Raw genomic sequence first — 26,991 nt, forward strand, 5'->3', positions numbered from 1 at the left:
CGGTCCCTATCCGGCGCGGGCGTAGGATATTTGAGAGGAGCTGTCCTTAGTACGAGAGGACCGGGATGGACGAACCTCTGGTGTATCGGTTGTCTTACCAAAGGCATGGCCGAGTAGCCAAGTTTGGAAGGGATAAACGCTGAAGGCATCTAAGCGTGAAGCCCCCCTCAAGATAAGATATCCCTGCCGAAAGGCAATAAGACCCCTTGCAGACTACGAGGTAGATAGGTCAGAGGTGGAAGTGTGGCAACACATGGAGCTGACTGATACTAATAGGTCGAAGGCTTAATCAAAAAGTTTGGATGAATACAGTGTGTAGTTTTGAAGGTATAAAAATATCTTTAAAGGATTTATAAGAAGCAAAGAAGTTTTCCTCGATAGCTCAATGGTAGAGCACACGGCTGTTAACCGTGGGGTTGTTGGTTCGAGCCCAACTCGGGGAGTTATGGCTCCATGGTCAAGCGGTTAAGACACCGCCCTTTCACGGCGGTAACAGGGGTTCAAATCCCCTTGGAGTCATTGTAATTATTATATTATGGCGACATAGCCAAGCGGTAAGGCATGGGTCTGCAACACCCTGATCACCAGTTCAAATCTGGTTGTCGCCTCTCTTAAAAGAATCTCTAAGCCTTTAATAATATTGGTTTAGAGATTTTTAAGTTATATTGTTTTTAAACAGCATTGGAATATTTTGCATTAAAAATAATTAAATGGGTTGACGAATAAAAATTTAGTTGTTATAATATATTAGTAAATATATGGCGACATAGCCAAGTGGTAAGGCATGGGTCTGCAACACCCTGATCACCAGTTCAAATCTGGTTGTCGCCTTTTTCTTAGAAGTCCTCTAAACCTTAATTAATAAGGCTTAGAGGATTTTTATTACTCATAAAGAGTGTATTAACTTATTTATATACGTGAGGTAAAAAAATATTTTATTAGTATTACAATTTAGCAAAGGCATATATATAAATATAAAAATAATCTAACTAATTTTAGATTTATAAGTTTTTTCTCTTAAATTTGACAGTAATGTCAATATTAGGTTACAATATAATTGAGTAAAGTACATTTTTTAACAGTAATACTTATGAAGCGGGGGAATATATGGAAAATAATATTGTTGTGGTGTATAATTCTAAAACAGGTTTTGTCAGAAAGTATGCAGAATGGATTTCGGAAGAGTTAGAGTGTAATCTGCTGGAGGGAAGAAAAGTAGGGGTAGAAGATTTGTTGCAGTATAGAACTGTAATATATGGCGGTGGTTTGTATGCAACTGGAATAAATGGTGTAGGTTTGATAAGAAACAATCTTGAGACGTTAAAGAAAAAGAATTTGATAATTTTTGCATCAGGATCAACACCAGCTAAGGAAAAAGAAATTGCAGAGATTTGGCGGCATAATTTTTCACAGAATGAAATGAAACATATTGAACTATTTTATATGCGGGGTGGATTTGATTTTAATAAATTATCATTACCTAATAAATTAAGGCTGTTTATGATGAAAATGAAAATACAGAATAACAATAATCCGTCTGAAAAGGAAAAGATATTTTTAGATGCATTTACACGGCCAGTTGATTTTACAAGTAAGAAAAATATTGAGCCGTTAATTAAATATGTAAGGGCATTAAGTAGTTGATATAGTTCCTCAAAGGATTGACATAAAGGCTCAAATTTGATAGAGTAATAGCATGGGAATGAAGTTCTCCCTTGGTACATACCAAAACCGCAATTATGCTGATGACTTCTGTGAATGACTCACAGGACTTGTCAGCTTTTTTATGTGATAGGAAATTGCAAATTAAAAATTTAAAGTATAGTATGAAGACGGACACGTCAACGTCTATAGCGTATTCAGCAGGAGGCAAAAGGATGTTAACAAGTTTAGCTATTATTTTTTTATTAGGTCTACTATTAAGTTCTATTTTTCAAAAATTTAAGCTGCCTGGATTGTTGGGGGTTATGCTTGCCGGAATAATATTAAGTGAAATGAAATTACTTGATGCCAGTATTATAAATATTTCAGGTGACCTTAGAAAAATTGCATTAGTTATTATATTGACAAGAGCAGGGCTTTCATTAGATATCAGTGAGTTAAAAAGAGTGGGAAGGCCAGCAATATTAATGTGCTTTGTACCAGCATGCTTTGAGATGGCAGGTGTTACGGTAATTGCACCACAACTTTTTGATATAAATTATAGAGAGGCTTTACTAATGGGAGCTGTAATTGCAGCAGTTTCACCTGCTGTAATTGTACCGCGTATGATAAAGTTAATTGAGGAAGGTTATGGAACTAATAAGAGTATACCACAGTTGATTTTGGCTGGGGCAGCTGTGGATGATGTTTTTGTAATTGTTGTTTTTACTGCATGTACTTCCTTACTAAAAGGCCAGCAGGTGTCAGCAATTAGTTTTATACAGGTACCAGTTTCTATTATTCTTGGTATTGGAGCAGGAATGGTGCTAGGGGGAATTTTTAATGCATTTGTAAAGAAAGTCCATATTCGAGATACTGCTAAAATAGTAATATTTTTAAGTATTTCTTTTTTGTTAATAGAACTGGAGCATCAGCTAGAAGGAATAATACCGTTATCAGGTTTACTGGGAATCATGAGCATGGGAGTTATGATATTCAAGATAAATGAGAATTTAGCCAAGAGATTATCAGTAAGATATAACAAACTTTGGGTTGCCGCAGAAATATTGTTATTTGCACTGGTAGGCGCTTCCGTTAATTTAAGTTATGTCAAAAAGGCAGGCTGGATTGCACTCATAATTGTAATGGGAGGTTTAGTATTTCGATTAGCAGGAGTTTTGATATGCTTGATTAAAACAGATTTAAATAAAAAAGAAAGAGTATTTTGTATGGCTGCCTATATGCCAAAGGCAACCGTTCAGGCGGCTATTGGGGCAGTTCCATTATCCATGGGACTTGCTTGTGGTCAAAAGGTATTGACGGTTGCTGTATTATCTATTTTAATCACTGCACCAATTGGTGCAATATTTGTGGATAACATGTATAAGAAATTGCTAAAACGGTGAAAGAATTTTTAAGGTGTGGTATAATGCAAAGGAGGAAGGAGTGGTAAAATGAGATGTTTTATTGTATATTGTCATCCTAGTGAAGACAGCTTTACAGCAAGAGTCAGAGATCAGTTCATTAAGGGGTTAGAGTTAGCTGGTCATAGCTATGAAATTTCAGATTTATATAAGATGGAATTTAAGACGGATATGAGTGAGCAGGAATATTTAAGAGAATCCTATTACGAAGCAAATGGTGAACTAGAGGAAGATGTAATGGCGGAACAGGAAAAGATTCAAGGTTGTGATACCATTGTATTTATATATCCAGTATTTTGGACAGAGGCACCGGCTAAGCTGGTAGGATGGTTTGATCGGGTTTGGTCATATGGATTTGCATATGGAGAAAAACCCATTATGAAAGTATTGGATAAAGCAATATTTATAGTAACAGCAGGACATAGCTTGGAATATCTAAATGAATCCAAGCAGGCTCAAGCTATGGGAACGGTAATGCTGGGGGATCGAATCAGCTATAGGGCAAAGGAAAAGCAAATGATTTTTCTTCCACAAATGTCAAGGTTGGATGTGGAATTAAGAGAGAGTAATGCTGCCACTTATTTGGACCAAATCTGGAGGATGGCGGTTGATTTAAAATAGACATGTTATAAAAGCCTGTACATTCTGTTAAATGTAGAGGCTTTTATTAGGGTTAAATTACTTACAATATTTTAGAATAAAGTCTTTTTCAGGTATCGGCTTTTCAAATAAATATCCTTGAGCTATTGGGCAGCCAATGGAGCGAAGAAATTCCGCCTGCTCAATTGTTTCAACACCTTCAGATACAATTTCCATTTTTAAATCTAAGGCCATTTTTACAATGTATTCAATAATAATTCGTTCACGTTGTGTAGTGGTTCCTTTTTGAAAGAAATCCTTATCTATTTTTAATACATCAAAAGGAAGTTCACGTAAAAGGTTTAAGGAGGAAAGACCAGAACCAAAGTCATCCATTGAAAGCTTAAAACCACTTTTATGAATATCCTGCAATAGTGTTGTTAAATAGCCATTATCATCAACCAAAGCACTTTCGGTAAGTTCTACTTCAATCAAATGAAATGGAATATCATAACTTCGCACAATAGATGTTAATCGAGGAACTAAGGTCTTATCTCTCAGGTGCATTCTTGAAAAATTGACGGAAATAGGTACTACATGTTTTTCCTCATCTAAAAGAGAGCGTATTTTTTGGCATACTTTATTAAACACATAAAAATCAAGTTCTACAATAAATCCATTGTCTTCAAAAATCGGTATAAAATCATTTGGGAAGATTAATGTTCCATCGTTTCGCTGCCAGCGTACAAGAGCTTCTGCACCACAAATCGTATTGGATACTAGATGAAATTTAGGCTGATAAAAAATAACAAACTCTTCATTTAGCAAAGCTTCTTCCATAATGTCCTCAATTTCCTTTTGTTTAATCAGATTGCTTTTCATTGAATCATCAAAAAACAAATAATTGGTTTTGTGGCGGTCCACTACATTTTTTCGTGCAAGATTTGCCCTATCTACAGCAATACTTACTACATCGTCTGATTTTAGCTCATATATTCCAATAACTAAGGAAATTTTATGTGTATCAGTATCTGTTTTCTTAATAGAATTCATTTGAAGATTTAATTCATCAATTTTTGTATGCAAAGCACTTTTATTTTTATATTTTAATAGTATAATAAAGTAATCTGCGCTAATTCTCCCAAAGGTTTCATTATCATCCAATAATTCAGCTAAAATCTGAGCATATGAAATTAATATTTTATCCCCTTCACTATATCCATATGTATCATTAATGTATTTAAAATTATAAATGTCAGTATAAAGAATAACGTAATGCTCCTCTGGGTACTCCTCTCTAATTATATCAGCTTCCTTTGTAAACTGTATCAAGTTATTTGCACCTGTTAGTAAGTCACATTTTGACATTCTGTCAGCTGCTTCTTGTGTACGAAGTTTTATTAAGTAACCGCCGATTATTTTGGATACAAGCGTAAGAGAGTCAATGTCTGTTTTCGTAAAACTGCGGGACTTGCTGCTGCAACAAGCCTCGATATAACCTTTGTAGTTTCCCTGTTCCATTATGGCACATTGAAAAAGACAGTAGCCATGTACTTTCTTTATTAATGAGGAATAAGGGGATTCCGGGTAACTAAAGGAACTTATGTCATTATGATAAGCAACACCATTGGAAGATTGCTTATAAAAGGCGTATGGTTCTCCCAGTTCAACAGGAAGTTGTTTAAAATGGTCAGATAATTTTATGCTGCTTTCAGATGCCCATTCATAAGTCAGACATAAATAGTTTTCATCTTCGGACAATTCATAGATACATAAGTTATCTAGGTTATAATAATTTCCAAGAAGCACAAGTATTAGATTAATAGATATATCTAATTTTTTGGCGTCAAATAAAATATCAACGGTATTAGCAATAATAGAGCTGTCTACAAGAGTATTGTTTTCAGTATGTAAATGGTGTTTCATGCTATCATCAATATTTTTTGGAAGGTAATCCATAGAAAGCATAAGTTCAGGGGTATAAATACTGTAACAGTTCTTTCCGACATTTTTTGAATAGTAGAGAGCAATATCTGCCTTTTCCAGTAACGTATGAAAGTCTTGTCCATCTTTTGGATAAAGAGATATTCCAATACTTCCGGATAAATTATGATTATTCTGGCTATCCGAAAAAATGCCATGAAAAATGCTGCTAATCTGGTTAGCAATTTTTCTTATTTCGGAAAGGGAGGAAATATTACTAATAAAAGCAATAAATTCATCGCCCCCAAGTCTGGCTAAAATGTGTTTATCGCTATTAAACACTTTTTGAAGCTTTGAGCTAAATTCAATTAATACAGCATCTCCAAAGGAATGACCAAAAGTATCATTAATAGTTTTAAAGTTATCTAGGTCTATCATTAGAAATGCATGCTGAAGATGATGTTCCCGTTCTTGTAAGGCTTTATTAATAAGCTCAATAGCTGCCGTTCGATTATATAGCTTAGTAAGAGAATCCCGCTTTGCATTTTCTCGTAATTCTTCTAATTCTAACTTCTTTTGCTCAATGTTGGTAGTTTGTCCAATAACAGAAACTGGTGCACCATCCTGATTATAAACGGTTGTCCCTGTTAGTTCAAACCACACATATTTTCCAGATAAGTCCCTTCCGCGAAGTTCAGCAGTAATTTCAGGGGGGCCCGTTTTTAAGTGGTTATAAAAATCAATAAACTTTTCAATATCATCTTTAAAAATAAGTTCATTTTGCAGAAAAAAGTCTTTTACATTGCTTATTTCAGATAAACCACTATGAATGCCTAAATCAGGATCGGATTTAATCATGGTATCAATGGAAATTTTATATTCCCAAATGGCGCATGGGGTATGCTTTAAAATAGTCTGATAACGCTCCTGCTCCAGTAAAAGATAGTTTTGGTTCTTTCTGGTTTGCTTTGTGTTAAAAATCTGAACTATTATAATAAAGAGTATTAGTATAAAAAAGCTAATAATAATTCTGTGAATTAAATTCTGAGCAAGTTGTGTAAAAAATAAGGTGTCAGCTTCTAATGTATCAGCAGGAACAGAGTTAATAATAAAAAAGTGAGGATATTCAGCAGGGCTGTAGAATGCGTAATGGGAAATATCATTGATGTAATAGTGAAGCATTCCAGAACTGCTGCTTTCTAAATCCATGTGCATTTGTTCCAGGGAATAATCGTGATAACATTTTACAGCATCTAAAGGAAAGGTTTCGTTGGTTGATTTATTTCCACATAATAACAATCTGTTATTATCATATCGGACTAAAATTGCCGTACCTTTTTCATTAAATGTAGATTCCTGAAAAATATTATAAGTGTTGTCTTCGTTATAAGATGAATACAAAACACCTATAATTACGTCATTTCTAACGACTGGAATTCCAATACACAAGATATCACTGGTTGTATTTGGTATAAAAAGTGTTTTATTTCCTGATAATATTTTTTCTATTCCTTCTTTATACAGGGGATTTAAAGTAGTTGAGTTTAATTGTATTTCAATTGTGCGGATAGAAATAAAAGTAAGATTCCCCAGACAGTTAATATTGCTATGTGAGGAAATATACTGATTAAATGCAGCAGCATTCCAGCTGTTTGTTTGATCGATGTCGTATGCAGTCACTAAATTATGTAGTTTGTCATAAATGGAATTAATATTTTTTTGAAGAGATTTCTCTGCACTAGAGGTGCTTTCCGTAAGACTTTCAGCTGCTCGTTGTTCTAGAGCCTTTACTAATGTGTTGTTATATTGAGAATAGCTTGCACCAATTGTAAATAGCACCAGTAGGCTTGTTATGATTACTAAGCCTGTAATATTAAATTTAGGCTTCAAATATAACTTCTGGTTCACACGTTATACCCTCCCTTAGATTAAGTGATTTCTGTATTTTAAATGACCAGTATAATTTTATCATTAAGTTCTAAAAAAGTAAAGTTAACTAGAAGTTATTTCTAGTTACAAATAATTATCTATGTTTTACAAGTATATAGGGTAGAAAACTAGAATTAAATACCAATAATTATATAGAATAGTATGAAAAAGTACAAAAAGTAAGATTTGTTAAGAAACTTCATAAAATCTTCACAAATTTAAAATAAACTTAATATGTACTTAACAAACTGTTTTTATGGGGGCAATAAGGAGGTTAATTATGGAAGTGCATAAAGCAATTATTTCTTCATTTGAAAGAGTGGAGAAGAAATACTTAATGACACAAGAACAATTTGAGTTGTTCAAGAAAATGACGGAAAGTTATATTACTTTAGATCAGTATGGACTACATACGATTTGCAATATTTATTATGATACTGATACATATGATTTAATTCGCCATTCAATTGAAAAGCCAAAATATAAGGAAAAATTGAGGTTGCGAAGTTATGGAATACCCACAAAAAGTGATATGGTCTTTATTGAACTGAAGAAGAAATGGAAGGGTGTAGTCTATAAGCGAAGAACCTCAATGTCACTTGAAGAAGCAGAAGCTTATCTTGAACACGGTGTAAAACCTGAAAGACAAGACCAGATTCGTAGAGAAATTGATTACTTTATATCATTTTATAAGCCACAAAAAAAGCTGTTTCTTGCATATGACAGACTTGCGTTTTTTGGTAATGAGGATTCGGAGGTTCGCATTACGGTTGATCAGAATATACGAAGTAGAACAACAGATTTACAGTTAAGCAATGGGGATCACGGGAATTTCTTATTGCCAAAGGATCAATTTCTTATGGAAATTAAAGTAGCTGGTGCCTTTCCGATGTGGCTGACTAAAATTCTTTCGGAGCTTAGTATATACCCAGTGTCATTTTCTAAATACGGAAACATATACAAAAAATCACTGGTTTTAGGAGGAACTAAATTATGTTAGAGAGTATTTTGAGTAATTTGGAAGGTACATTGCAGTTATCTGATGCATTAATTTGTACATGTACATCATTAGTGTTAGGATTAATTATTGCATATACTTACATGTTAAGCAGTAGTTATTCTAAGAATTTTGTAATAACATTAGCACTTTTGCCTGCGCTAGTGCAGATTGTTATTATGATGGTAAATGGAAATTTAGGTACAGGTGTAGCAGTATTGGGGGCCTTTAGTTTAGTCCGTTTTCGCTCCATTCCAGGAAGCTCAAGAGAAATTACCAGCATCTTTTTTGCAATGTCGGTGGGATTAGCAACGGGGATGGGTTACATTGGATTTGCAATACTTTTTACAATTATTATTGGCACGGTATTGTTAGTTCTATCTAAATCCAAGTTCGGTGAAGCGCAGTCAAAAGATAAGAATTTAAAAATCACAATTCCGGAAAATTTAGATTATACAGAAGTTTTTGATGACATTTTTAGAAAGTACACAGGAAAAGCTGTTTTAGAGAGTGTAAAAACAACTAACTTAGGAAGTATGTATGAGTTGGTTTATAGAATTTCTTTAAAGGATGTAAATAAACAAAAGGATATGATTGATGAACTTCGTTGCAGAAATGGTAATTTAACTATTATTTGTTCAAGAGAGGCAAATCAAAAAGATGTACTATAAATTTCATTTTACATGTTATCAGTAATAAAAATATAATTATAGGAGGTATTTTGATATGACAAAAAAACTTAGGTCAAGACAAATCAGCATACTTTTAGTGGTAATGTTGGTATTATCTTCAACTTTTATGTTTAATAACACTTCTACAGTTGTACAAGCTGCTACAGGTGTTAGCATTACGCTGCAAAGTGGTAATGGTTGGACCCAGGGAACAGATACATTTATACAAGTAAATTGTACAATTACAAATAGCACGTCAAGTTCTATTTCAGACTGGACAGCTACGGTTCCAGTGGCTTCAGGAGCAAGTATGGTACAGGCATGGTCCTGTGGATATTCACTGTCTGGTACAGTGCTTACACTGACTCCAGCAAGCTATAATGCTACAATTAGTGCCAATGGTTCCATTTCATTTGGATTTATAATCAAAAATGCAGGAACTATTTCTTCTTCTAGTGCTACTCTTACATATGCTGGTGCAGCAGCAACTGCAACACCAGTGGTGACACCAACGCCAGTAGTGGTGACACCAACACCAGTAGTGGTGACACCAACACCAGTAGTAGTGACACCAACACCAGTAGTAGTGACACCAACACCAGTAGTATCTACTGCAACACCAGTAAGTTCAACAGTGGGTTCAGTAGACCTTACAACATTACCAGCGGTATCTTATAAGACAAAGGATTTGGACAGCTCTTGGGATGCTTCTACAAGTGAAACAATTACATTAAATTCATCCAGTATCAGCTATAGTGGTTCGAATGCAACGGTAAGTGGCAGCACGATTACTATTACAGCTGGAGGTACATATATCATCAGTGGAACATTGACAAATGGATCTATCGTAGTAAATTCAGCTGATGAGGAGTTAGTACACCTGATTTTTAATGGTGTAAATATTACATCCAATACAAGTGCACCTTTATATGTAATGCAGGCTGATAAAGTAGTAGTTACATTAGCAGCTGGTACAACAAATACATTAACAGATTCTGCAAACCTTGTTTATACAGATGCAGCAGAAGAAGAACCAAGTGCAACTGTATTTAGCAAGGATGATTTGACTTTTAACGGTACAGGTACGTTAACGGTAAATGCTAACTTTAATAATGCAATTCAGTGTAAAGATAAACTTAAAATGATTAGTGGTACCTATTTTATAAACAGTGTAGATGACGGTATTATTGGGAAAGACTGTGTTGGAATTATGGGCGGAACTTACACTGTTAAAACAACTGGAGATGCAATTAAGTCTACGAGTGACGATGATTTAACAGTAGGCTTTGTTGAAATTGGTAATGGTACTATTTCTATTTCCACAGGAGCAGATGCGGTTCAGGGAGAATCTTATGTAATGGTCAAGGGTGGAACTGTAAATGTTACAAATTCTTCAGATAAAGGCATTGTTGCAGCAACAGGAGTTATTATTTTAGATGGAACACTAAATATTACAACAACAGATGATGCGGTTCATAGTGATAATGTAGTATATGTTTCAGGAGGAACTACTACTATTTCAGCAGGTGATGATGGTATTCACGCTGAAAATACAGTATTAATTGATGCAGGTACTATTAAAATAACAAAGAGCTATGAAGGACTGGAAGGTCTTTATATTACTATTAATGGTGGTGATATAAGTGTCACATCTTCCGATGATGGTATTAATGTAACAGATGGCAGCTCAACAGAAGCAATGCCTGGTCAGACAGGAACAGGAACGGCAATGTTGACATTGAATGGCGGTACTGTTGTAGTAAATGCTAGTGGTGATGGTTTGGATGCCAATGGTTCTATTACCATGACTGGTGGTACTGTTCTGGTTAGTGGACCTACAAATAATGGAAATGGTGCTTTAGATTACGATAATCAGTTTATAATTAGCGGTGGTATTTTGATGGCAGCAGGAAGTGCAGGAATGGCTATGGCTCCTTCTACAACTTCAACACAGGCTTCCTTCCTTGCAAGCTACAGCTCAACACAGGCTGCAAATTCTGTAATTATTTTAAAGGATAGCAGTGGAAATGTATTAGCTGCGTTTAATCCTGCTAAACAATATTCTACAGTAGCAGTTTCAGCACCAGGTCTGACAGTAGGTTCTACGTATTCCTTATATACTGGTACTACTAGTAAGACAACAAGCGGTTTATTGGTATCTGGTGAATATACAGTAGGTTCCAGTATGGTTACAGTAACTCTTACAAGTATTGTAACAGGTGGAAACGGCGGTGGTGGAATGACACCTCCAGGTGGCGGAACAACACCTCCAGGAGGAAGATGGTAATTTGAAAAAGCCTTCTTTGCCCCAGAAGAATGGTTAAAAGAGCCTTCACTATGCTTAGGCATAGTGGAGGCTTTTTGCGGTACAAGAAGATTTTGTTGTTAAAACGGTAGGGTATTTTACTAATCAGAAGATAACATTTAAAGAATTTGGAGAGTGCTGATTATAACACCTAGTGATATAAAAATATTATGAATTTACTCCAAACTATTGACAAAAACTCATAGTTCTTAATTCAAAGGAATTAAACCACTTTCAAAGCTAGCTAAATGACATTGCAGGCTGAATAGTAACTTTTGCATTTGCAAATTAATGAAATTATATTGAAAAATAAAAATAAATATGATATATTAAATAAAAAAAGAGTATAATATGGAAAAAAAGTACATTTTTCTGTATATTTGTATGCAGGAGGAAATTTATGAATAATTATATTAAAGGAATTGCATTGGCTTTGATTTCTGCTATAGCATATAGTATCATGCCGATTTTTGCAGTAAATGTATATAAATATGAGATATCAACATTTAATTTATTATTAATTAGATTTAGTATATCGGCAATCGTACTTTTGGTATATACAATAATTAAATATAAAATCCCTAAACTCAACAAAAAGGATTTGATTATTTTTATTATACTAGGAAGTGTTTTATATACTATGCAAGCTATTTTTCATTTTTTATCTGTAAAATACATATCGCCTTCTTTGGCAATATTAATACTCTTTACATATCCGTTATTTGTTTGTGTAATATCTGCTATAATGAATAGAGAAAGTATATCGCCAAAAACAATTGCTTCCATTATTATTTCATTTCTTGGACTTATTTTAGTACTTAATAACAAATTAGAAACTATAGATATGCATGGCGTTTTATTATCAATAGGTGCGGCACTTGCTTATTCCGTATATACAGTTATTGGGGCTATAGCGGTAAAAAACCAAAAGCCAATTATTACTACAACATATGTCACTTTATTTGCTGCATTAAGCATATTTTTAATAACTATTATAAATGGAGAATTTACATTTAATTACAATGAAGAAGCAATTCCATACATATTTGGAATAATATTTGTTTGCACAATAATTGCTGATTTTTGTTTTTTTAAGTCATTAGAGCTTATTGGTTCAACAAATGTTGCAACATTAGGTATGATTGAACCACTTTCGACTTCTATATTTTCTTTTTTATTGTTGAAGGAGGTATTAAAAACAATACAATATATTGGAATTTTAATTACAATATTCGGATGTATTAGTATAGTTTATAAGAATACTAAGAAAGGTGATGTAGTGAGTGAACATAAATTATAATGACAATAAAATCAATTTATCAATTCCTGATGGAACATATGATATATTAGGTGATGAAATGAGGTTTCGAGAATATGTAATTTCACAAATAAGAAGTGTCTATGAAAGGTTTGGATTCATGCCTCAGAGTACACCTATAATAGAAAAAGCATGTGTATTTAAAGGACATCATGGTGAAGGAGAAAAGTTAATTTTTAACTTGATAGATAAAAATAATACTAAATTAGTATTAAGATATGATTTAACTGTTCCGTTGGCAAGAATAATTAATATGCATCCAGATATTCCTATGCCATATAAAAGATATCAGTTATCAACTTCTTATAGAGATGATACTGTAGACAAAAGCCATTTAAGAGAATTTACGCAATGTGATGCAGATATTGTTGGTACTAGTAATTGTGCATCAGACGCAGAAATAATACTAATGGCGTATAATGTTTTGAAAGCCATTAATATTGAAGAGTTTACTTTAATGTTAAATCATAGGCTTATATTGAGAGGAATGGCTTATGAAGTAGGAATAACAACAGAAGAACAATTCACAAGTTTTCAATGTGTATTAGATAACAACTTACAGGATAGAGAAAAAATGAGTAAAAATTTATGCGATAACTTAAGATTTATTGGAATAGATAAGCAATCAATTGATAAAGTAGTATATATTATATATTCGTTTTCAAACAATTTCTTTAGTCAGTCCATATTTCAAATACTTGATAAAATAAAAACTAATTTTGGGCACCAGAGTTTAATTGTAAAAGGAGTGAATGAAGTAGAGAAGATTATTAGTCTATTACCAGACGAAGTTTTGGGGAAAATTCATTTTAATCTTGGCTTAGCAAGAGGAGCGAATTATTATACGGGTGTAATTTTTGAAGCTGTTGTTAATAATATGGAAATGGGTTCTGTTTTGGGCGGGGGCAGATATGATAATTTAATTAAAAATGTGGGCAACCGGCATTATCCAGCTGTTGGATTTGCTATTGGATTAGATAGAGTTTTAACTGTTTTAAATGACCTGCACGCAGTTGAATTAAATAAAGTATTTCCATCCAAACTATTAGTTGCCTGTGAGAATCAAAATGATTTCCAAAAAACTTTTCATCTTATTAATAGAATTAGAAATTACATAGATGTTGATTATTACTATAATGAATATAATACAGATATTTTAAACTATATAAAAAGAAATCATTACAAATGTATGCTTGTTATTTGTAAAAATAGTACTTTTAAATTAATCAACTATTCCAATGATAAAAGTTTTGTAGATAAAGTGGTAGATATTTTAGAAAGTATTACCCCATTCGTTTCTATAGAAAGTGAGGACAGGCTTTGAGTTCAATTTTGAAATCTTGTAAAAAAGTAGTCGGTTGAAACTTTAAAAAGTCGTCTAACAGTTAAGAAGTGTTAAATATAAAAACCCACTAGCAAGCAAATTGTTAATGGGTTTTTTGTTGTCATGAGATTATTTTTTAATACGTTGTTATTTAAAAACAATTATGCTAACATAGTTTTAGAATAAACAATTAAATAAGTAGGAACTATCTACTTTAGTATTGAGAAAGCAATATAAGAGTACAATGGAAGAACCAATCCATTGATAAAGCCATTTATTCAAGCATGAATTTTCGTAGTAAACTTCAATTAATTCAAGATTTTATTAAAACTGTTACCCCACAGACAGAAGTGGATGTGGAATGGAAAAAGTTTGTAGAAGAACAGCAAAAAAGTGATTTGCTTAAAATCATTAGGGAAGAAAATTTGAAGATAGAGGAAACACTTAAGTTTATGGAAAAATAACATGTTAAATTTGGTACTACATAAAATAGTAATAGGAAAACCCGTTAACAAGTAAATTGTTAGTGGGTTTTTTCACCGTTTGTTCACTTGATTTTCACATTCTCAACTTATAATAGAGTTGTATAGATAGGGCAACAGAAGAAACACGTTAATACAATTTGTATAAGGAGAATGGAATGAAAAAGAAAATATTTGTTTTTATACTAGTGGCTTTGTGTATTTTTCCTTGCATCTCAAGTTATCAAGGAGCAACAGTAAATGCAGCTTCCACAGATACAGCGCAGGTAAAACGTATTATATCGTTAATGGGAATTTTAAATTATAGTGAGACCTCCTCTTACTATAGTAAGAAGGTTACAAGAGCTCAGTTTGCCAAGCTATTAGTGAAAGCCTCCAGTTATAAGGACCAGGTACAAACAACGGTGAATACAGCACTTTATAAGGATGTAACAGTAAAAAACGCATATGCAGGTTACATAAAAATAGCTGTAAAGCAGGGGTGGATGACAGGATATTCCAATGGAAAATTTAAACCAAACCAAGCAATTAAATTAAGCGAAGCTGCCAAAGCGGTGGTCAATATGCTTGGGTATACAAGTTCTATAGCATCTGAAAACACTATGACTGCAAAATTATCTAAATTCTATGCATTAAATCTGGATGAGAACATAGCAAAGACAAAAAATCAGGCACTTACCAGATTGGATTGCGTAAATCTTTTCTATAATAGTCTAAATACGAAAACCAATGAAGGAAAAATATATGCGGAAATACTTGGGTACAGTTTGGATACTACAAGTAAGATTGATTATCTAAGTCTTTTGACCAGTGATTTGCAGGGACCTGTTCTGGTAGAAGGCAGTTGGAAAAATGCTGTTCCATTTGATACAACGGCAGCAACTGTTTATCGAAATGAAGTAAAAAGCAAGCTGGCTTCTATTGCTCAATATGATGTAGTTTATTATTCAAAAAATACAAAAACATTATGGGCATACAGTACCAAGGTAACAGGAGAATTAGATACTGTTACACCAAATCGTCTTTCTCCACAGGCAATTACTGTAGACGGAACATCTTATCAACTAGGAACTCAGGATATGGTATATAGATTTTCAAGTCTGGGGGATTTTTCCGCAGGCGATACTATAACTATTTTTCTTGGAATGAACAACCAAGTGGCAGCGGCTAAATTTATAAGTGAATATAGTCCGGAAGTAAGTGGCGTTGTATTGCAGATGGGGACAGAGGTAAACAGTGATACATCAGCAGCTTCTGTATTAAATAAATATATTGTGATTGCAGACGAAAATGGTAATAAAGTAAAGTATAATCACAACTACACTTTAAGCGGTATTGAAGTAGGTGATGTAGTGAATGTGACTTACGTAAATGGCGAAGAAACCATTAAGGAAGTTACAACAAGTACCAGTAAGCTGGAATGTAAATCCTTTGCCTCTGATGGAAGTAAGCTAGGTGATTACCAATTAGCCGAGGATGTTAAAATACTGGATATAAATGGTGCCTCTTATCAGGTGGTAACAAAATCAGATGTTGCCAGTCTTTATGTGGATAATGGAGACGTTTTATATTATGAGATGAACACCTCGGATAAAATTGCTGTTCTGTTTTTAAATAATGTAACAGGATTAAGCTACAGCTACGGAATTGTGACTAAAATGGGAAGCAATACAGTGACATATTCTGTAGACGGAGTTTCCAAAACAGAAAACAGCGATAATATTCAGGGATCGTTAGGACTCGGAATGGTTTACTCCATTTATGAAGGCGACGACGGATTCATTTTTTCGAGCTTATCAGGAAGCAAAGTAATTTCACTTTCAAGTAGTAAAGTAGAAACTGTTAGCTGGACGAAAGCAATTTCTTCAGATGTAGTGGTTTATTATATTACTTCAGAGGATGAATATTACACAACTAATATTTCCAATGTATCAGATCTTACAAAATATTCTGTAACAGCTTATTATGACAGCAGACTTGCCGCTGCAAAGCAGGTAAGGGTACTTGTGGCAAGAGATATTTAAATAAAAGATGGGAAAGGAAAAAAGAAATATGGGTAAAAATGAGGCTGGCTCAGTGGATAAAGTGAAAAAGTTTAAGGTTAAATCCCGAAAGCAGGTTATTATAAAACGATGTATTATTTCAGTAGTGATTCTTGCACTTATTGTCGTGGGAGTACGGTTTGCCATCAAACGTGTAGCAAGTTCAGTTATGAGTTCAAAGGAAGAGGAAGTTACCTATGAAGTAAAGCAGGTGGAGAGGCGTGATATCAAAAATACATTGTCTTCTTCGGGGACGGTGCAGCCATTAAACACATATTCCGTAACTACGGTATCTTCTATTGAAGGAACGGTAATTTCAGCCGATTTTGAAGAAGGAGATGTGGTAGAGGAAGGTGATGTTCTCTATAAAATTTCAACAGACAGTCTAGATACTAAAATGGAGAGTGCCCAAAAATCAGTAGACAGGGCTCAGGAAAGCTATGACAAAGCCCTTAAGAAATATAACGAAGCGCTAGAAGAAGGTTCGGATTTGACCGTAACAGCAGATAAATCAGGATATGTAAAAAGTATTAGCGTTGAGGAAGGCGATTCGATAGGTAATGGTAGTGGTGAAATTTTACAGGTGTATAATAACAAGACAATGCTTTTATATCTTCCCTTTAGTGCAGACCAGGTCAGTAAAAGCTTAATTGGAAAAGAAGCAGAAGTGGAGTTGTCTGAAACAGCCGAGAGCTTAAAGGGAACTGTAACAAAAGTTGGTACGGTTGAAGAGGTGCTGAGTGGAAACCGTATTGTAAAATATGTAACAATTGAAGTAGAAAATCCAGGAGGACTTTCAGTAGGAACAAGCGCTACAGCTGCAATTGGAGATATTATTTGCTATGAGGAAGGAAGCTTTAGCGTTTCAGAAGAGGGCGCGATTACAATTTCAAAATCAGGAGAAATCGAAAAGCTTTATGTGGAAGAAGGCGACTGGATTACAGCGGGTGATGTTATTTTGAAGTTTAGCAGTGACTCGTATGATAGTGAAATGGAAAATTATTTGGAGCAGGTGGAAAACGCAAAGGAATCTTTAGAGGATGCAACGGATTCACTACAAGAAGTAATTGATTCAAAAGCAGATTTTACAATTACTTCTCCGATTACAGGCACTATTATTAAAAAAAATACAAAGCTAGGAGATACCGTTAGTAACTCTGGCGGCAGTTCTTCAACATTATGCTTAATTTATGATCTTTCTGCTATGACATTTGAAATGTATGTAGATGAATTAGATGTAATGGAGGTAGAGGTTGGGCAGACTGTAGATATAACAGCAGATGCACTAGAGGGAGAAGATTTTGTGGGAGTTGTAACCAATGTCAGTTTAGAAAGTACTACTAGTGGCGGGGTTACACAATATCCAGTTACAGTGCGTATTGACGAAACGGGAGAGCTTCTTCCTGGTATGAATATTAGTGGTGAAGTTGTAATTGAATCGGCAGAAAATGCGCTGACTATACCAAGTGATGCCTTGCAGCGTGGTAATGTGGTTTATGTGCAGGATGAATCTGTAACAGAGGCAGATGGTGATGTTCCGGCAGGATTTCGCTCCGTTGAGGTGGAAACAGGTTTAAGCGATAGTGATTACATTGAAATTGTAAGTGGACTTTCTGAAACAGATATGGTTTATGTTCCAGGCAGAGTATCTTCTTCAAATGATACTATGATGGGATTCCAACAAGGTCAAATGGGAGGCGGCCAGATGGGAGAACGTCCTGAAGGTGGAAGTGGTGGAAACCGAAGTGGAGGCGGAGGCGCTCCAGGAGGCATGTCCAGATAGAACTTAACAATATAGGGAAAGGAAGGGATGTAATGGAACAGACAATGCAGGAACAGCCACTAACGCCTCTGATTGAATTAGTGGACTTATATAAAATTTATCAGGTTGGTGATGAAGAAGTACGTGCAAATGACGGAATAAACCTGAAAATCTGGAAAGGAGAATTTGTTGCAATTGTTGGGAAATCAGGAAGCGGTAAAACTACCACTATGAATATAATTGGGGCATTGGATGTGCCTACTTCGGGAAAATATATTTTAGATGGTATTGATGTAAGCCATATGAAGGATGATCAGTTAGCAGAAGTGCGTAATAAAATGATTGGATTTGTATTTCAGCAGTATCATTTATTACCGAAGCTTAGTGTAGTGGAAAATATTGAACTGCCTCTTTTATATGCAGGGGTTAAGAAAAAACAGCGTAGGGAACGAGCGTTGGCGGCACTTGAGCAGGTGGGCATTCAAAACAAATGGAATAACTATCCCAAGCAGTTATCTGGTGGACAGCAGCAGCGTGTATCCATTGCCCGGGCACTGGCAGGAGATCCTTCACTAATTCTTGCGGATGAACCAACAGGAGCACTGGATTCTAAAACTAGTACAGATGTGCTGGAATTTCTAAAAAAGCTGCACCAGGAAGGGAACACAATTGTACTGATTACCCATGATAATACAGTTGCCATGAAAGCAGAGCGTGTAATAGGAATTTTTGACGGAAAAATTATATTTGATGGAACAGCAGAAGAATACGAACAATTTAATCATAATCATTCATAAAAACATAGAGAAAGTGAGTTGACGTCATATGAATATTTTTCAAGCCTTTCGACTGGCTTTAAAAAGTATTATTGCCAACAAAATGCGATCTGTCTTGACTATGTTAGGAATGATTATTGGTGTTGGCTCAGTTATTATGATAATGGGACTTATGCAGGGAGTGACCAATTATTTTCTTGAAAGCTTTGCAGAAATGGGTATTAATATGCTTACTGTAACAGTCTCAAGTACAGGAACAAGAAGTGTTTCAGAAGAAGAAATGTTTGCAATAACAGAAGAAAATGCTGACATATTTGAAGGGGTTTCACCTACTGTGACTAGTAGTTTTACATTAAAAAATGGCTCTACATCCATTTCCTCAACTGTAACGGGGGTGAGCGAAACCTATCAGAATATGAATCATTTAGAATTATCTCAGGGAAGGTTTATCAATTATGCAGATATTGTGAACCGTCAGGCTAATTGTGTAGTAGGAACCTATATTATTAAGGAGCTTTTTGAAAATAATAATGTTCTGGGAGAAACCATCAGTGTGGATGGGGAAAGTTTTACCATTGTCGGTATTGTAGAGGAAACCGCGGATGGAGAAGAAGGTTCGGCTGATGACTGCTTTTATGCTGCTTACACGAAGATTGCTAGAAAGTCCTTTACAGGAAGTATAAAAAATTATACTTTTGCTGCCCATGATTCGGATATGGTAGAGGAGGCAGAGACTATTCTTGACAATTTTTTATATGAAAAATTCAAAGACGAAGATTTATATTCAATCTCGACTTTAACAGCTCTTTTGGAAGAAGTTGACTCTATGACTAGTGTGTTGGGTGCTGTCTTAGGGGGAATTGCAGGAATATCTCTGTTGGTAGCAGGAATTGGTATTATGAATATTATGTTGGTATCTGTTACAGAAAGAACACAGGAAATTGGTATCAGAAAATCTCTGGGAGCAAAAAGAAAGGATATTTTATGTCAATTTATTATTGAAGCTGGTTCCATTAGCGCACTGGGGGGATTAATTGGAATTATAATGGGTGCCAGTCTGGTTATTTATTTGGGAAGTCAGTTTGGTGTAAACGCATCTCCAACCATAAATTCCATTATAATGTCCTTTAGTATTTCTGTAGCAATTGGTATTATTTTTGGATATATGCCCGCCAGAAAGGCAGCAAAATTAAATCCAATTGATGCATTAAGAAGTGATTAATGTTATAATAATGAAAAGCACCTTAGATGTTATATGTCAGTTAACATTTAAGGTGTTTTTGTAAAGGGGGGTATTTTCATGCAAGAAAGAGAAATTGTTTTAAAAGAAGATTTAAAAAGAGGATTTTATTGATATTAGAAAAGCTTTTGAAAAGAAAAAGGAAGTAATGGCTGTGTTAATTGGAAATTGCAAGGCAAGGCTGAATAGAGTGACAAATGTAACGGGAATAATTACAGGTATCATCTGGTACATATGCTATTTTTTGTGTATAGTATTTATATAAAAGAAAGGGCGTAGATGAAATGATACTTGTAATTATAATACTTGTTGGTATGTTTTTAATAGGAATACCGGGAATGTGTATTTATTTAGCAGTTTGTAATCAAAAATATGAAAGAGAAATAAGAAATATAAAGACAAAAATACTACTTTTTGGTGAAAAACAACAAATTTCTGAGCGAGTGGTTCATAATGTACTAGATGCCAGAGTGACAGCAGAAATGCTAAAGCAAGACGCTGATGAAAAGAATTTTGTTGAAAAGAATATTGCTAAGGTAGAAGAAAGAAAGCAGACACCAGAGCCAGAGGTTCATATCTTAAAGGAATCGGAAAAACATATTAAAAAAGGTGGTTTTGGCAAGGAAACCATAGCATTAGTATTAGGTGTACTATTTGTAATTATTGCTGGTTTCATTTTTGCCACTACTACATGGAGCATACTTTCTAACTCAATCAAAGTATTTTTAGTAATAGCTATTACAGGTTTGTTTTTTGGAACAAGTGTATTTGCAGATAAAAAATTAAGACTTCCTAAAACCAGTGCGGCATTTTATAGTTTAGGAGTTGTTTTCTTGTTTGTAAGTGTATTAACGGTGGGATATTTCGGTTATTTTGGAAACGAAGTCAGACCTGGGGGTGAAAATGCATTTACACTGTATGCCATAGGCATGTTTGTCACAGAGATTGGTTTGGTGCTTGGATTAAAGAAATATAGTTTTTCTGTGTACGCTCACAGCGTACTATTTGGGTTTACGGTTTTTATATTGTTTCTGTTTCAAGCCTTTCACCCAGAAAGGGATCAACTATCTGTATTGTTGGGAATTTATGCAGTTATTATATTAATAAGCGAAAGATTTGCTGTAAGATTATTAGCAACTTCTTTTCAAAGGATAGCTAATGTATACAAAGTATTTGCTATCGTAAATATTACAGCAATCAGCTTGTTTATTCTGTTCGGAAGTGGCACAGGATTGAGTTCTGGAGCAGCAACAACAATTATAGCAGGTATTTTGCTGTGGAAGGCCATGTCTAAAACACAGACTGGTATAGAAGGATATGGATTTGCTTTATTTTTAACAGCAGGAATCTTTCGCAGTATAAACTATAACAGTATTCCAGATTACTCTTTTTTATTAGCGGGACTTTCCATTTTATTTGCAGTGATGGAGTCACTTGGATTACTAGGTGCAAAACAAAAGAAAACGTTTATCATTATTAGTATGGTACTTTCAGTGTTGTCTTCTGGAATATACCTTTTGCCGTTTGTCCGGATTTATTTAGGGGATTTCAAAGTTCCAGCCTCTACAGTAATTGGATTTGGGCTGTTGCTTATCACCACATCTTATTTGTCAATTAAGAAAAAACAATTAAGATACTCCGTATTATACAGTGTAATAGTTGTGCTGTTCAGCTATTCTACTGCATTTTACCTTAAACTGGACAATATTTGGATTCGGCTGATTATAGCTGCTGTAATAATGGAAATAGCATTTTATATTGGTTGTTTTGCAAAAAAAGAATTACGGAATGTAGTTGGAGATATTTTATATGTATGTAATATAGCAGCATTGTTAAGAGTCTGCTGCATGAAATATGCATCGGATAAGATGGGAGCATGGTTATTAATCGGAGCCATTCTGTTGTTTGCAGGGGTAGTAATACTGGTAAAGAAAGAACATTGGGGTTTTCGGCACTTTGTTATTATTCTGATAAGTATGATAGCAATACCAGTCTATGAACTGCTGCAACATGCAAATTTAGATATCAGTTATTATACGGTATTACTTATTTACTTTGCCGGATTTACAGGATTGGATTTTATTCGTAAAAAGGAATATCGAATTTCCATTGCAGTATATGGTTTGTTTATTCCGCTGTGCTTTGAAATAGGAGATGATGCGCATTTGGTGCTGTTTCCCTTAATTGTAGCAGCATACTTAATCGGTCAGTATAATAAAATAGAAATCGTTGAGACAAAGAGAAATTATGTAAACTATGCAGGTGTAAATCTGTTATATGGAAGTTATCTGCTGGCAGATTATTATGTGCAAAAGTTTGATTATGCCCTACTGGCGCCAGCGGGTGTTTTGGTAATTCTTTTTCTTGTGCCAATTGTATTACAAAAAAGAATTAAAAATAATTATTTTGTGATAATTGGAAGTACAATATTATCAGTACTTATGACGGGATGCCTGATTTTTCATCACAAATTAGGAACATGGTACCTTATAATATACATTACCTGGGTAGTCCTTAGTTATCTTATATCTTATATAAAAGATGGTTTACAGGTGCATATAGTAACAGCGATTATGTCACTTTCGGTGCCTGCATTGATTTTTACTAATAAAAATTATATATTAGATAATGGGTTAAGCCAGGAGCAGAAAGTAATTGTTACTTTTGTATTACTAGGAATATTACTAGTTTCTAGATTGTGTAGACCAATTATAGGTCATACAGATAATGGTAATAAAAGAATAGACTGGTTTCACATTATTTTGCCAGCGCATATTTTATTGTATGTTATGGGAGGTTCAAAATTATGGAACTTTACAGGCTTTGTTCTGTTGCTGCCTTATACAATGCAATATTATTTTGTAGAGGGAATAGGAAAACGATTTCAAAAAGCAGTTCTTACTATGATGGGAGTTCTGGGATGTATCTCCTATTGGATGCAGCCATTTTTTGAAGTACCAGAATGGTGCTGGCTGGAGTTTTATATGCTTCCAGCTGCGTTACTTATTTTTTTACTTTCCTATATCTGGGGAAAAGAAAGCACAGTAATCAAAGTATTTCAGAGAGCAGGGTATTTGTTGTGCCTGTTGGTGCTGGCGATACAAGCATTGACTTCTACAGAGGTTAGTCATACCATTATATATGGAGTATTAGCACTGGTAATTTTTATAGGTTCCTTTATCAAACAATCGGTATTTTGGATGAAAACATCCTCCGTAATTATGGTAGGGCTTTTGCTTTATCAGACAAGAGATTTTTGGACCAGCCTGTCCTGGTGGGTATATTTGATGATTGCTGGAATTGCATTAATTGCAGTTGCATCTTACTACGAATTAAAAAAACGAAAATAGCACATAGGATAGGAGAGATTTTATGGAAAGCATACTGTTAGGTGTAATAAATGTTTTTTCTATTATTATGCTTTTGTATAGCGTGGGCTGGCTGCTCATCAGAGGAAATAAAAACAGAATTACCTATTCTTTTGTACTATGCCAGCTGTTAATTGTTGTTTGGTGTATGGCGCAGCTACTAAAAATTGCTGCGTTAAGCAGACTTCAGATGCTTGTGGCATATGATATTTCCTATGTAGGCATGTGTTTTATTGGACCTACCTGGCTTTTGTTTTGCTTGTATTATAGCAATAAGAAGCCAGCCATACCTTTGTATATCGGTCTATATGGAATTGCTATTTTTCATTACCTGGTTGTATTAACAAATGAATTACATCATTTATTTTATACATATTTTGAAATGGATGGAACCCAGGCAGAGGGATTGTTATTTAAAACTCATATTTTTTATACGTATGGATGTATTATAGCAGGAATTATTTTAATTTATGGAAGCTTCATAAATAGACTACAGAAGATAGCAGTACTTTCCTCTGCTATAATACCATTTTTATTAAATGTATGCTATTTATCACATCTTTTTCAATGGGAGGGAGATATTACACCAGCCGCATTTTCTGTTTCAAGCATTCTAATTATGCTGGCAGCCTACCGGTATCATTTTTTAAATGTAAATGCGTTGGCGTTTGATAAAGCGTTTCGAATGGTTTCAGAGGGCATTGTAATTTATAATAAGTCAGGTAAAATTACATATGTGAATTATGCAGTAACTAATTTTTTTCCCATTACCATTAACGATAGCATAGATCAGTTTTTTCAATTAGCAGTGAGCTATGATAAAACATTAGTGGATAACAGAGAAATTTCAGAATCAGAGCATATGCTCTGTGTTGAAAATAACAGAACATTTCAAGTTAAAAAATATAATCATTTTGATAAAAAGAAGCATTATGTTGCTACAACCATGATTTTTACAGATATGACCAGGCATTATGAATTGTTAGCCAGAACAAAAGAGCTTGCGGTATCAAATCAGTGCCTTGCAATTGAAAAAGAGAGAAACCGTATTGCACAAGAAGTGCATGACACAACAGGTCATACCCTTACTATGATTCAGTCGTTAATGAACTTGTCCCAGCTTGAACTTGATAACCAGGATATAAACAACTTAAAGGAATATTTAAGCCAAGCAAAACAACTGGCCAATCATGGGATTAAGGAATTGAGGTGTTCTATTAATAACCTGCGCCAGCAGTCGTCCTATGAGCTGGTTACCCAGGGAATTCTTCAATTAACAAGGCAGGTAAAGGAGCTGGAAATTGAGGTGTGTATTCAAGGCGAGGATCATCCAAGATATTCTCATTTATCAGTTGTTCTTTATGAAAGCATGAGAGAAGTTATTACCAATTGCCTCCGCTATGCAAAGGCAACCCACATGGATGTGATATTAAAATTTCGTGAAACAAGTGTGGAATTGTATGTTTTTGATAACGGGATCGGCTGTGAAAAAATAATAGAAGGAAATGGACTAACGGGAATTCGAACCAGAATTGAGGGAGCAGGTGGAACGGTAAAGGTAATTTCTAATAGTATGGAGGGGTTTCAGACGATTATTAAACTTCCATTAAATGACGGAGGAAATATATGAGAATAAAAGTGCTAATTGCGGATGACATTAAGATTATAAGGCAGGGGCTAAAGGCCATATTAAGCCAAGATGAAAGTATTGAGATTGTAGAGTTGGTTGGGGATGGACAAGAGGCTTTTGAGGGGTGCAAAAAGTGGAAACCAGATGTGGTACTGATGGATATGAGGATGGGACAATATGACGGGGCGTTTGGCACTTCTAAAATCAAGTTGGTATTTCCTGAGATTAAGGTACTGGTATTAACCACATTTGATGATCATGAAACCATTGAAGCAGCAATTCAAAGTGGTGCAGATGGGTATATTCTAAAAGAAATGGAAGATGAGAAAATAATTCAGGCAGTTAAAATGGTTTATAGCGGAATGAGTGTTTTTGGAGAAAGTGTTTACAAAAATATTAGAACGTACATACAAGATCCGATAGCAAATCCTTCCGATGAAAAAATTATGCTATTGACGGCAAGAGAACTGGATATTATCAGATGTGTGGCAGAAGGTCAAGATAATAAAGAGATTTCAAATAATCTGTTTCTGGCAGAGGGGACGATCCGAAATAATATTTCTCGTATATTAGAGAAGTTGAAACTTAAGGATCGTACCCAGCTGGCAGTTTTTGCAGTTAAAAATAATTTAGATTAGAGATAGTTATATTTTACTGATTAAATAAACTACATATAAATTCGGTTTTTATATTTTCCGTATAGCAGGTAATAATTATAGTATAGAATTCCCATACCGCTGAAGTCTCTATAAAGCTCTAAATTTAAAATAGGGCTTCTATCTCTTAATTCCAAACAGGTAGTAGTAATAAAGTGATTTACAGTAACTTCATAGTTATTGTAAAAAGCAACATATAAATTAATATTAACATTTATACGTTTTGTACAAATTGAGTTTGTTTCAATAAAATTAAATGTATACGTAAATGTTTTATGAGGGCAGTCTTTATTGCAGTAAAAAAACGTAAAAAACCAATTAATTATAAGTCTATATTTACAGATATAAGTTATAGTAATATAATAAATAAAAAATGGAGGAATAAAATGAAAAATTTGAAAAAAATAATTTTAGCAGTAGTGTTATTTATTTGTTTAGACATTTTAAATGGAAAAAGTGTGATTGCAGCTGAAGTAGCAGCTGAAAAAGAGGATGTTGCTATTCAACTTGACGCAATAGGGGATCAGGCCGTAAATGCAGGAGAATACCTGAAATTAAAATTAAATGCAGAAAACGTGGGTGAAAATAATTACGCGTATTTTACAGCAGAGGGGTTGCCAACAGGAATTAATATGGATTGTTATGGAATGGTATATGGAAGTACATACCCAGAGCAAGTGGGAAGCTATGAAGTAACATTTACTGTGACAAATGGATATACAACAGATAGCGAGACAATAACACTCGAAATAAAAGGAATAGAATTGCAGGCTATAGGGAACCAGAGCGTAAATGCAGGAGATTGGGTTGAATTACAATTAAATGCAGAAAATGTGGGTGAAAATAATTATGCGTATTATAGAGCAGAAGGATTGCCAACAGGAATGACTTTGTATGGTGATGGAATGCTACATGGAAGTACAT

The 26,991-nt window shown here is 34.3% G+C and carries 18 protein-coding genes, 4 tRNA genes, 1 rRNA gene and 1 riboswitch; of the genes, 22 read left to right on the top strand and 1 reads right to left on the bottom strand.

The window, feature by feature from the left end; genetic code table 11:
- From BM305_RS05790 to BM305_RS05825, 8 genes are all read left to right on the top strand, one after another.
- A 23S ribosomal RNA gene (locus BM305_RS05790) occupies positions 1–293 on the top strand; the annotation flags it as partial.
- Between the two features lie 78 nt (positions 294–371).
- A tRNA-Asn gene (locus tag BM305_RS05795) sits at positions 372–443 on the top strand.
- A 4-nt stretch (positions 444–447) separates the two neighbouring features.
- Positions 448–519, top strand: a tRNA-Glu gene (locus tag BM305_RS05800).
- Between the two features lie 18 nt (positions 520–537).
- Positions 538–608, top strand: a tRNA-Cys gene (locus tag BM305_RS05805).
- Between the two features lie 152 nt (positions 609–760).
- Positions 761–831: transfer RNA gene (locus BM305_RS05810), tRNA-Cys, on the top strand.
- A gap of 276 nt (positions 832–1,107) precedes the next feature.
- On the top strand, positions 1,108–1,644 hold the full coding sequence (locus tag BM305_RS05815; protein WP_092559769.1) for a flavodoxin domain-containing protein: 537 nt from the start codon (positions 1,108–1,110) through the stop codon (positions 1,642–1,644).
- A gap of 45 nt (positions 1,645–1,689) precedes the next feature.
- Positions 1,690–1,762: riboswitch (Fluoride riboswitch) on the top strand.
- 115 nt (positions 1,763–1,877) lie between these two features.
- Positions 1,878–3,047 (top strand): cation:proton antiporter domain-containing protein, encoded by a 1,170-nt coding sequence (locus BM305_RS05820; protein WP_092559770.1) that lies wholly within the window; start codon positions 1,878–1,880, stop codon positions 3,045–3,047.
- A gap of 48 nt (positions 3,048–3,095) precedes the next feature.
- The gene (locus BM305_RS05825; protein ID WP_092559771.1) at positions 3,096–3,686 is read left to right on the top strand and encodes an NAD(P)H-dependent oxidoreductase; all 591 of its coding nucleotides are present in this window, start codon (positions 3,096–3,098) and stop codon (positions 3,684–3,686) included.
- 57 nt (positions 3,687–3,743) lie between these two features.
- Here BM305_RS05825 and BM305_RS05830 read toward each other — a convergent pair whose 3' ends face one another.
- The gene (locus BM305_RS05830; protein WP_092559772.1) at positions 3,744–7,475 is read right to left on the bottom strand and encodes a diguanylate cyclase domain-containing protein; all 3,732 of its coding nucleotides are present in this window, start codon (positions 7,473–7,475) and stop codon (positions 3,744–3,746) included.
- A 301-nt stretch (positions 7,476–7,776) separates the two neighbouring features.
- Here BM305_RS05830 and BM305_RS05835 point away from each other — a divergent pair, with 301 nt between their 5' ends.
- The 14 genes from BM305_RS05835 to BM305_RS18905 all read left to right on the top strand — a co-directional run.
- Positions 7,777–8,496, top strand: coding sequence for a polyphosphate polymerase domain-containing protein (locus tag BM305_RS05835; RefSeq protein WP_092559773.1), 720 nt, complete (start codon positions 7,777–7,779; stop codon positions 8,494–8,496).
- On the top strand, positions 8,490–9,164 hold the full coding sequence (locus BM305_RS05840) for a DUF4956 domain-containing protein (protein WP_092559774.1): 675 nt from the start codon (positions 8,490–8,492) through the stop codon (positions 9,162–9,164). The genes BM305_RS05835 and BM305_RS05840 overlap by 7 nt, the downstream gene beginning before the upstream one ends.
- Positions 9,165–9,219: 55 nt before the next feature.
- Entirely contained in the window at positions 9,220–11,451 is a 2,232-nt protein-coding gene (locus tag BM305_RS05845; protein WP_092559775.1) for a carbohydrate-binding domain-containing protein, read from the top strand.
- 418 nt (positions 11,452–11,869) lie between these two features.
- Positions 11,870–12,769, top strand: a complete 900-nt coding sequence (locus tag BM305_RS05850; protein WP_092559776.1) for a DMT family transporter — start codon at positions 11,870–11,872, stop codon at positions 12,767–12,769.
- The gene (locus BM305_RS05855) at positions 12,753–14,111 is read left to right on the top strand and encodes a histidine--tRNA ligase (protein WP_092559777.1); all 1,359 of its coding nucleotides are present in this window, start codon (positions 12,753–12,755) and stop codon (positions 14,109–14,111) included. The genes BM305_RS05850 and BM305_RS05855 overlap by 17 nt, the downstream gene beginning before the upstream one ends.
- Before the next feature lie 260 nt (positions 14,112–14,371).
- Positions 14,372–14,575 (top strand): type I restriction endonuclease subunit R, EcoR124 family, encoded by a 204-nt coding sequence (locus BM305_RS05860; protein ID WP_272481950.1) that lies wholly within the window; start codon positions 14,372–14,374, stop codon positions 14,573–14,575.
- Positions 14,576–14,751: 176 nt separating this feature from the next.
- Positions 14,752–16,617: an S-layer homology domain-containing protein gene (locus BM305_RS05865; protein WP_092559779.1), complete on the top strand. Its 1,866-nt coding sequence runs from the start codon at positions 14,752–14,754 to the stop codon at positions 16,615–16,617.
- A 28-nt stretch (positions 16,618–16,645) separates the two neighbouring features.
- Positions 16,646–18,418, top strand: a complete 1,773-nt coding sequence (locus tag BM305_RS05870) for an efflux RND transporter periplasmic adaptor subunit (RefSeq protein ID WP_207649458.1) — start codon at positions 16,646–16,648, stop codon at positions 18,416–18,418.
- A 32-nt stretch (positions 18,419–18,450) separates the two neighbouring features.
- A complete protein-coding gene (locus tag BM305_RS05875) occupies positions 18,451–19,194 on the top strand; it encodes an ABC transporter ATP-binding protein (protein WP_092559781.1) in 744 nt (247 codons plus the stop codon).
- Between the two features lie 28 nt (positions 19,195–19,222).
- A complete protein-coding gene (locus BM305_RS05880) occupies positions 19,223–20,395 on the top strand; it encodes an ABC transporter permease (protein WP_242940474.1) in 1,173 nt (390 codons plus the stop codon).
- 302 nt (positions 20,396–20,697) lie between these two features.
- The gene (locus tag BM305_RS05885) at positions 20,698–23,763 is read left to right on the top strand and encodes a hypothetical protein (protein ID WP_143099136.1); all 3,066 of its coding nucleotides are present in this window, start codon (positions 20,698–20,700) and stop codon (positions 23,761–23,763) included.
- A gap of 22 nt (positions 23,764–23,785) precedes the next feature.
- Positions 23,786–25,411, top strand: a complete 1,626-nt coding sequence (locus tag BM305_RS05890) for a sensor histidine kinase (RefSeq protein ID WP_092559783.1) — start codon at positions 23,786–23,788, stop codon at positions 25,409–25,411.
- Positions 25,408–26,049, top strand: coding sequence for a response regulator transcription factor (locus BM305_RS05895; protein WP_092559784.1), 642 nt, complete (start codon positions 25,408–25,410; stop codon positions 26,047–26,049). The genes BM305_RS05890 and BM305_RS05895 overlap by 4 nt, the downstream gene beginning before the upstream one ends.
- Before the next feature lie 404 nt (positions 26,050–26,453).
- Positions 26,454–26,991: putative Ig domain-containing protein (locus tag BM305_RS18905; RefSeq protein WP_177214567.1), on the top strand; the 538-nt coding region annotated here is incomplete at its 3' end.

This window comes from Anaeromicropila populeti, from assembly GCF_900112775.1.
Taxonomy (GTDB): Bacteria; Bacillota; Clostridia; order Lachnospirales; family Lachnospiraceae; genus Anaeromicropila_A; species Anaeromicropila_A populeti.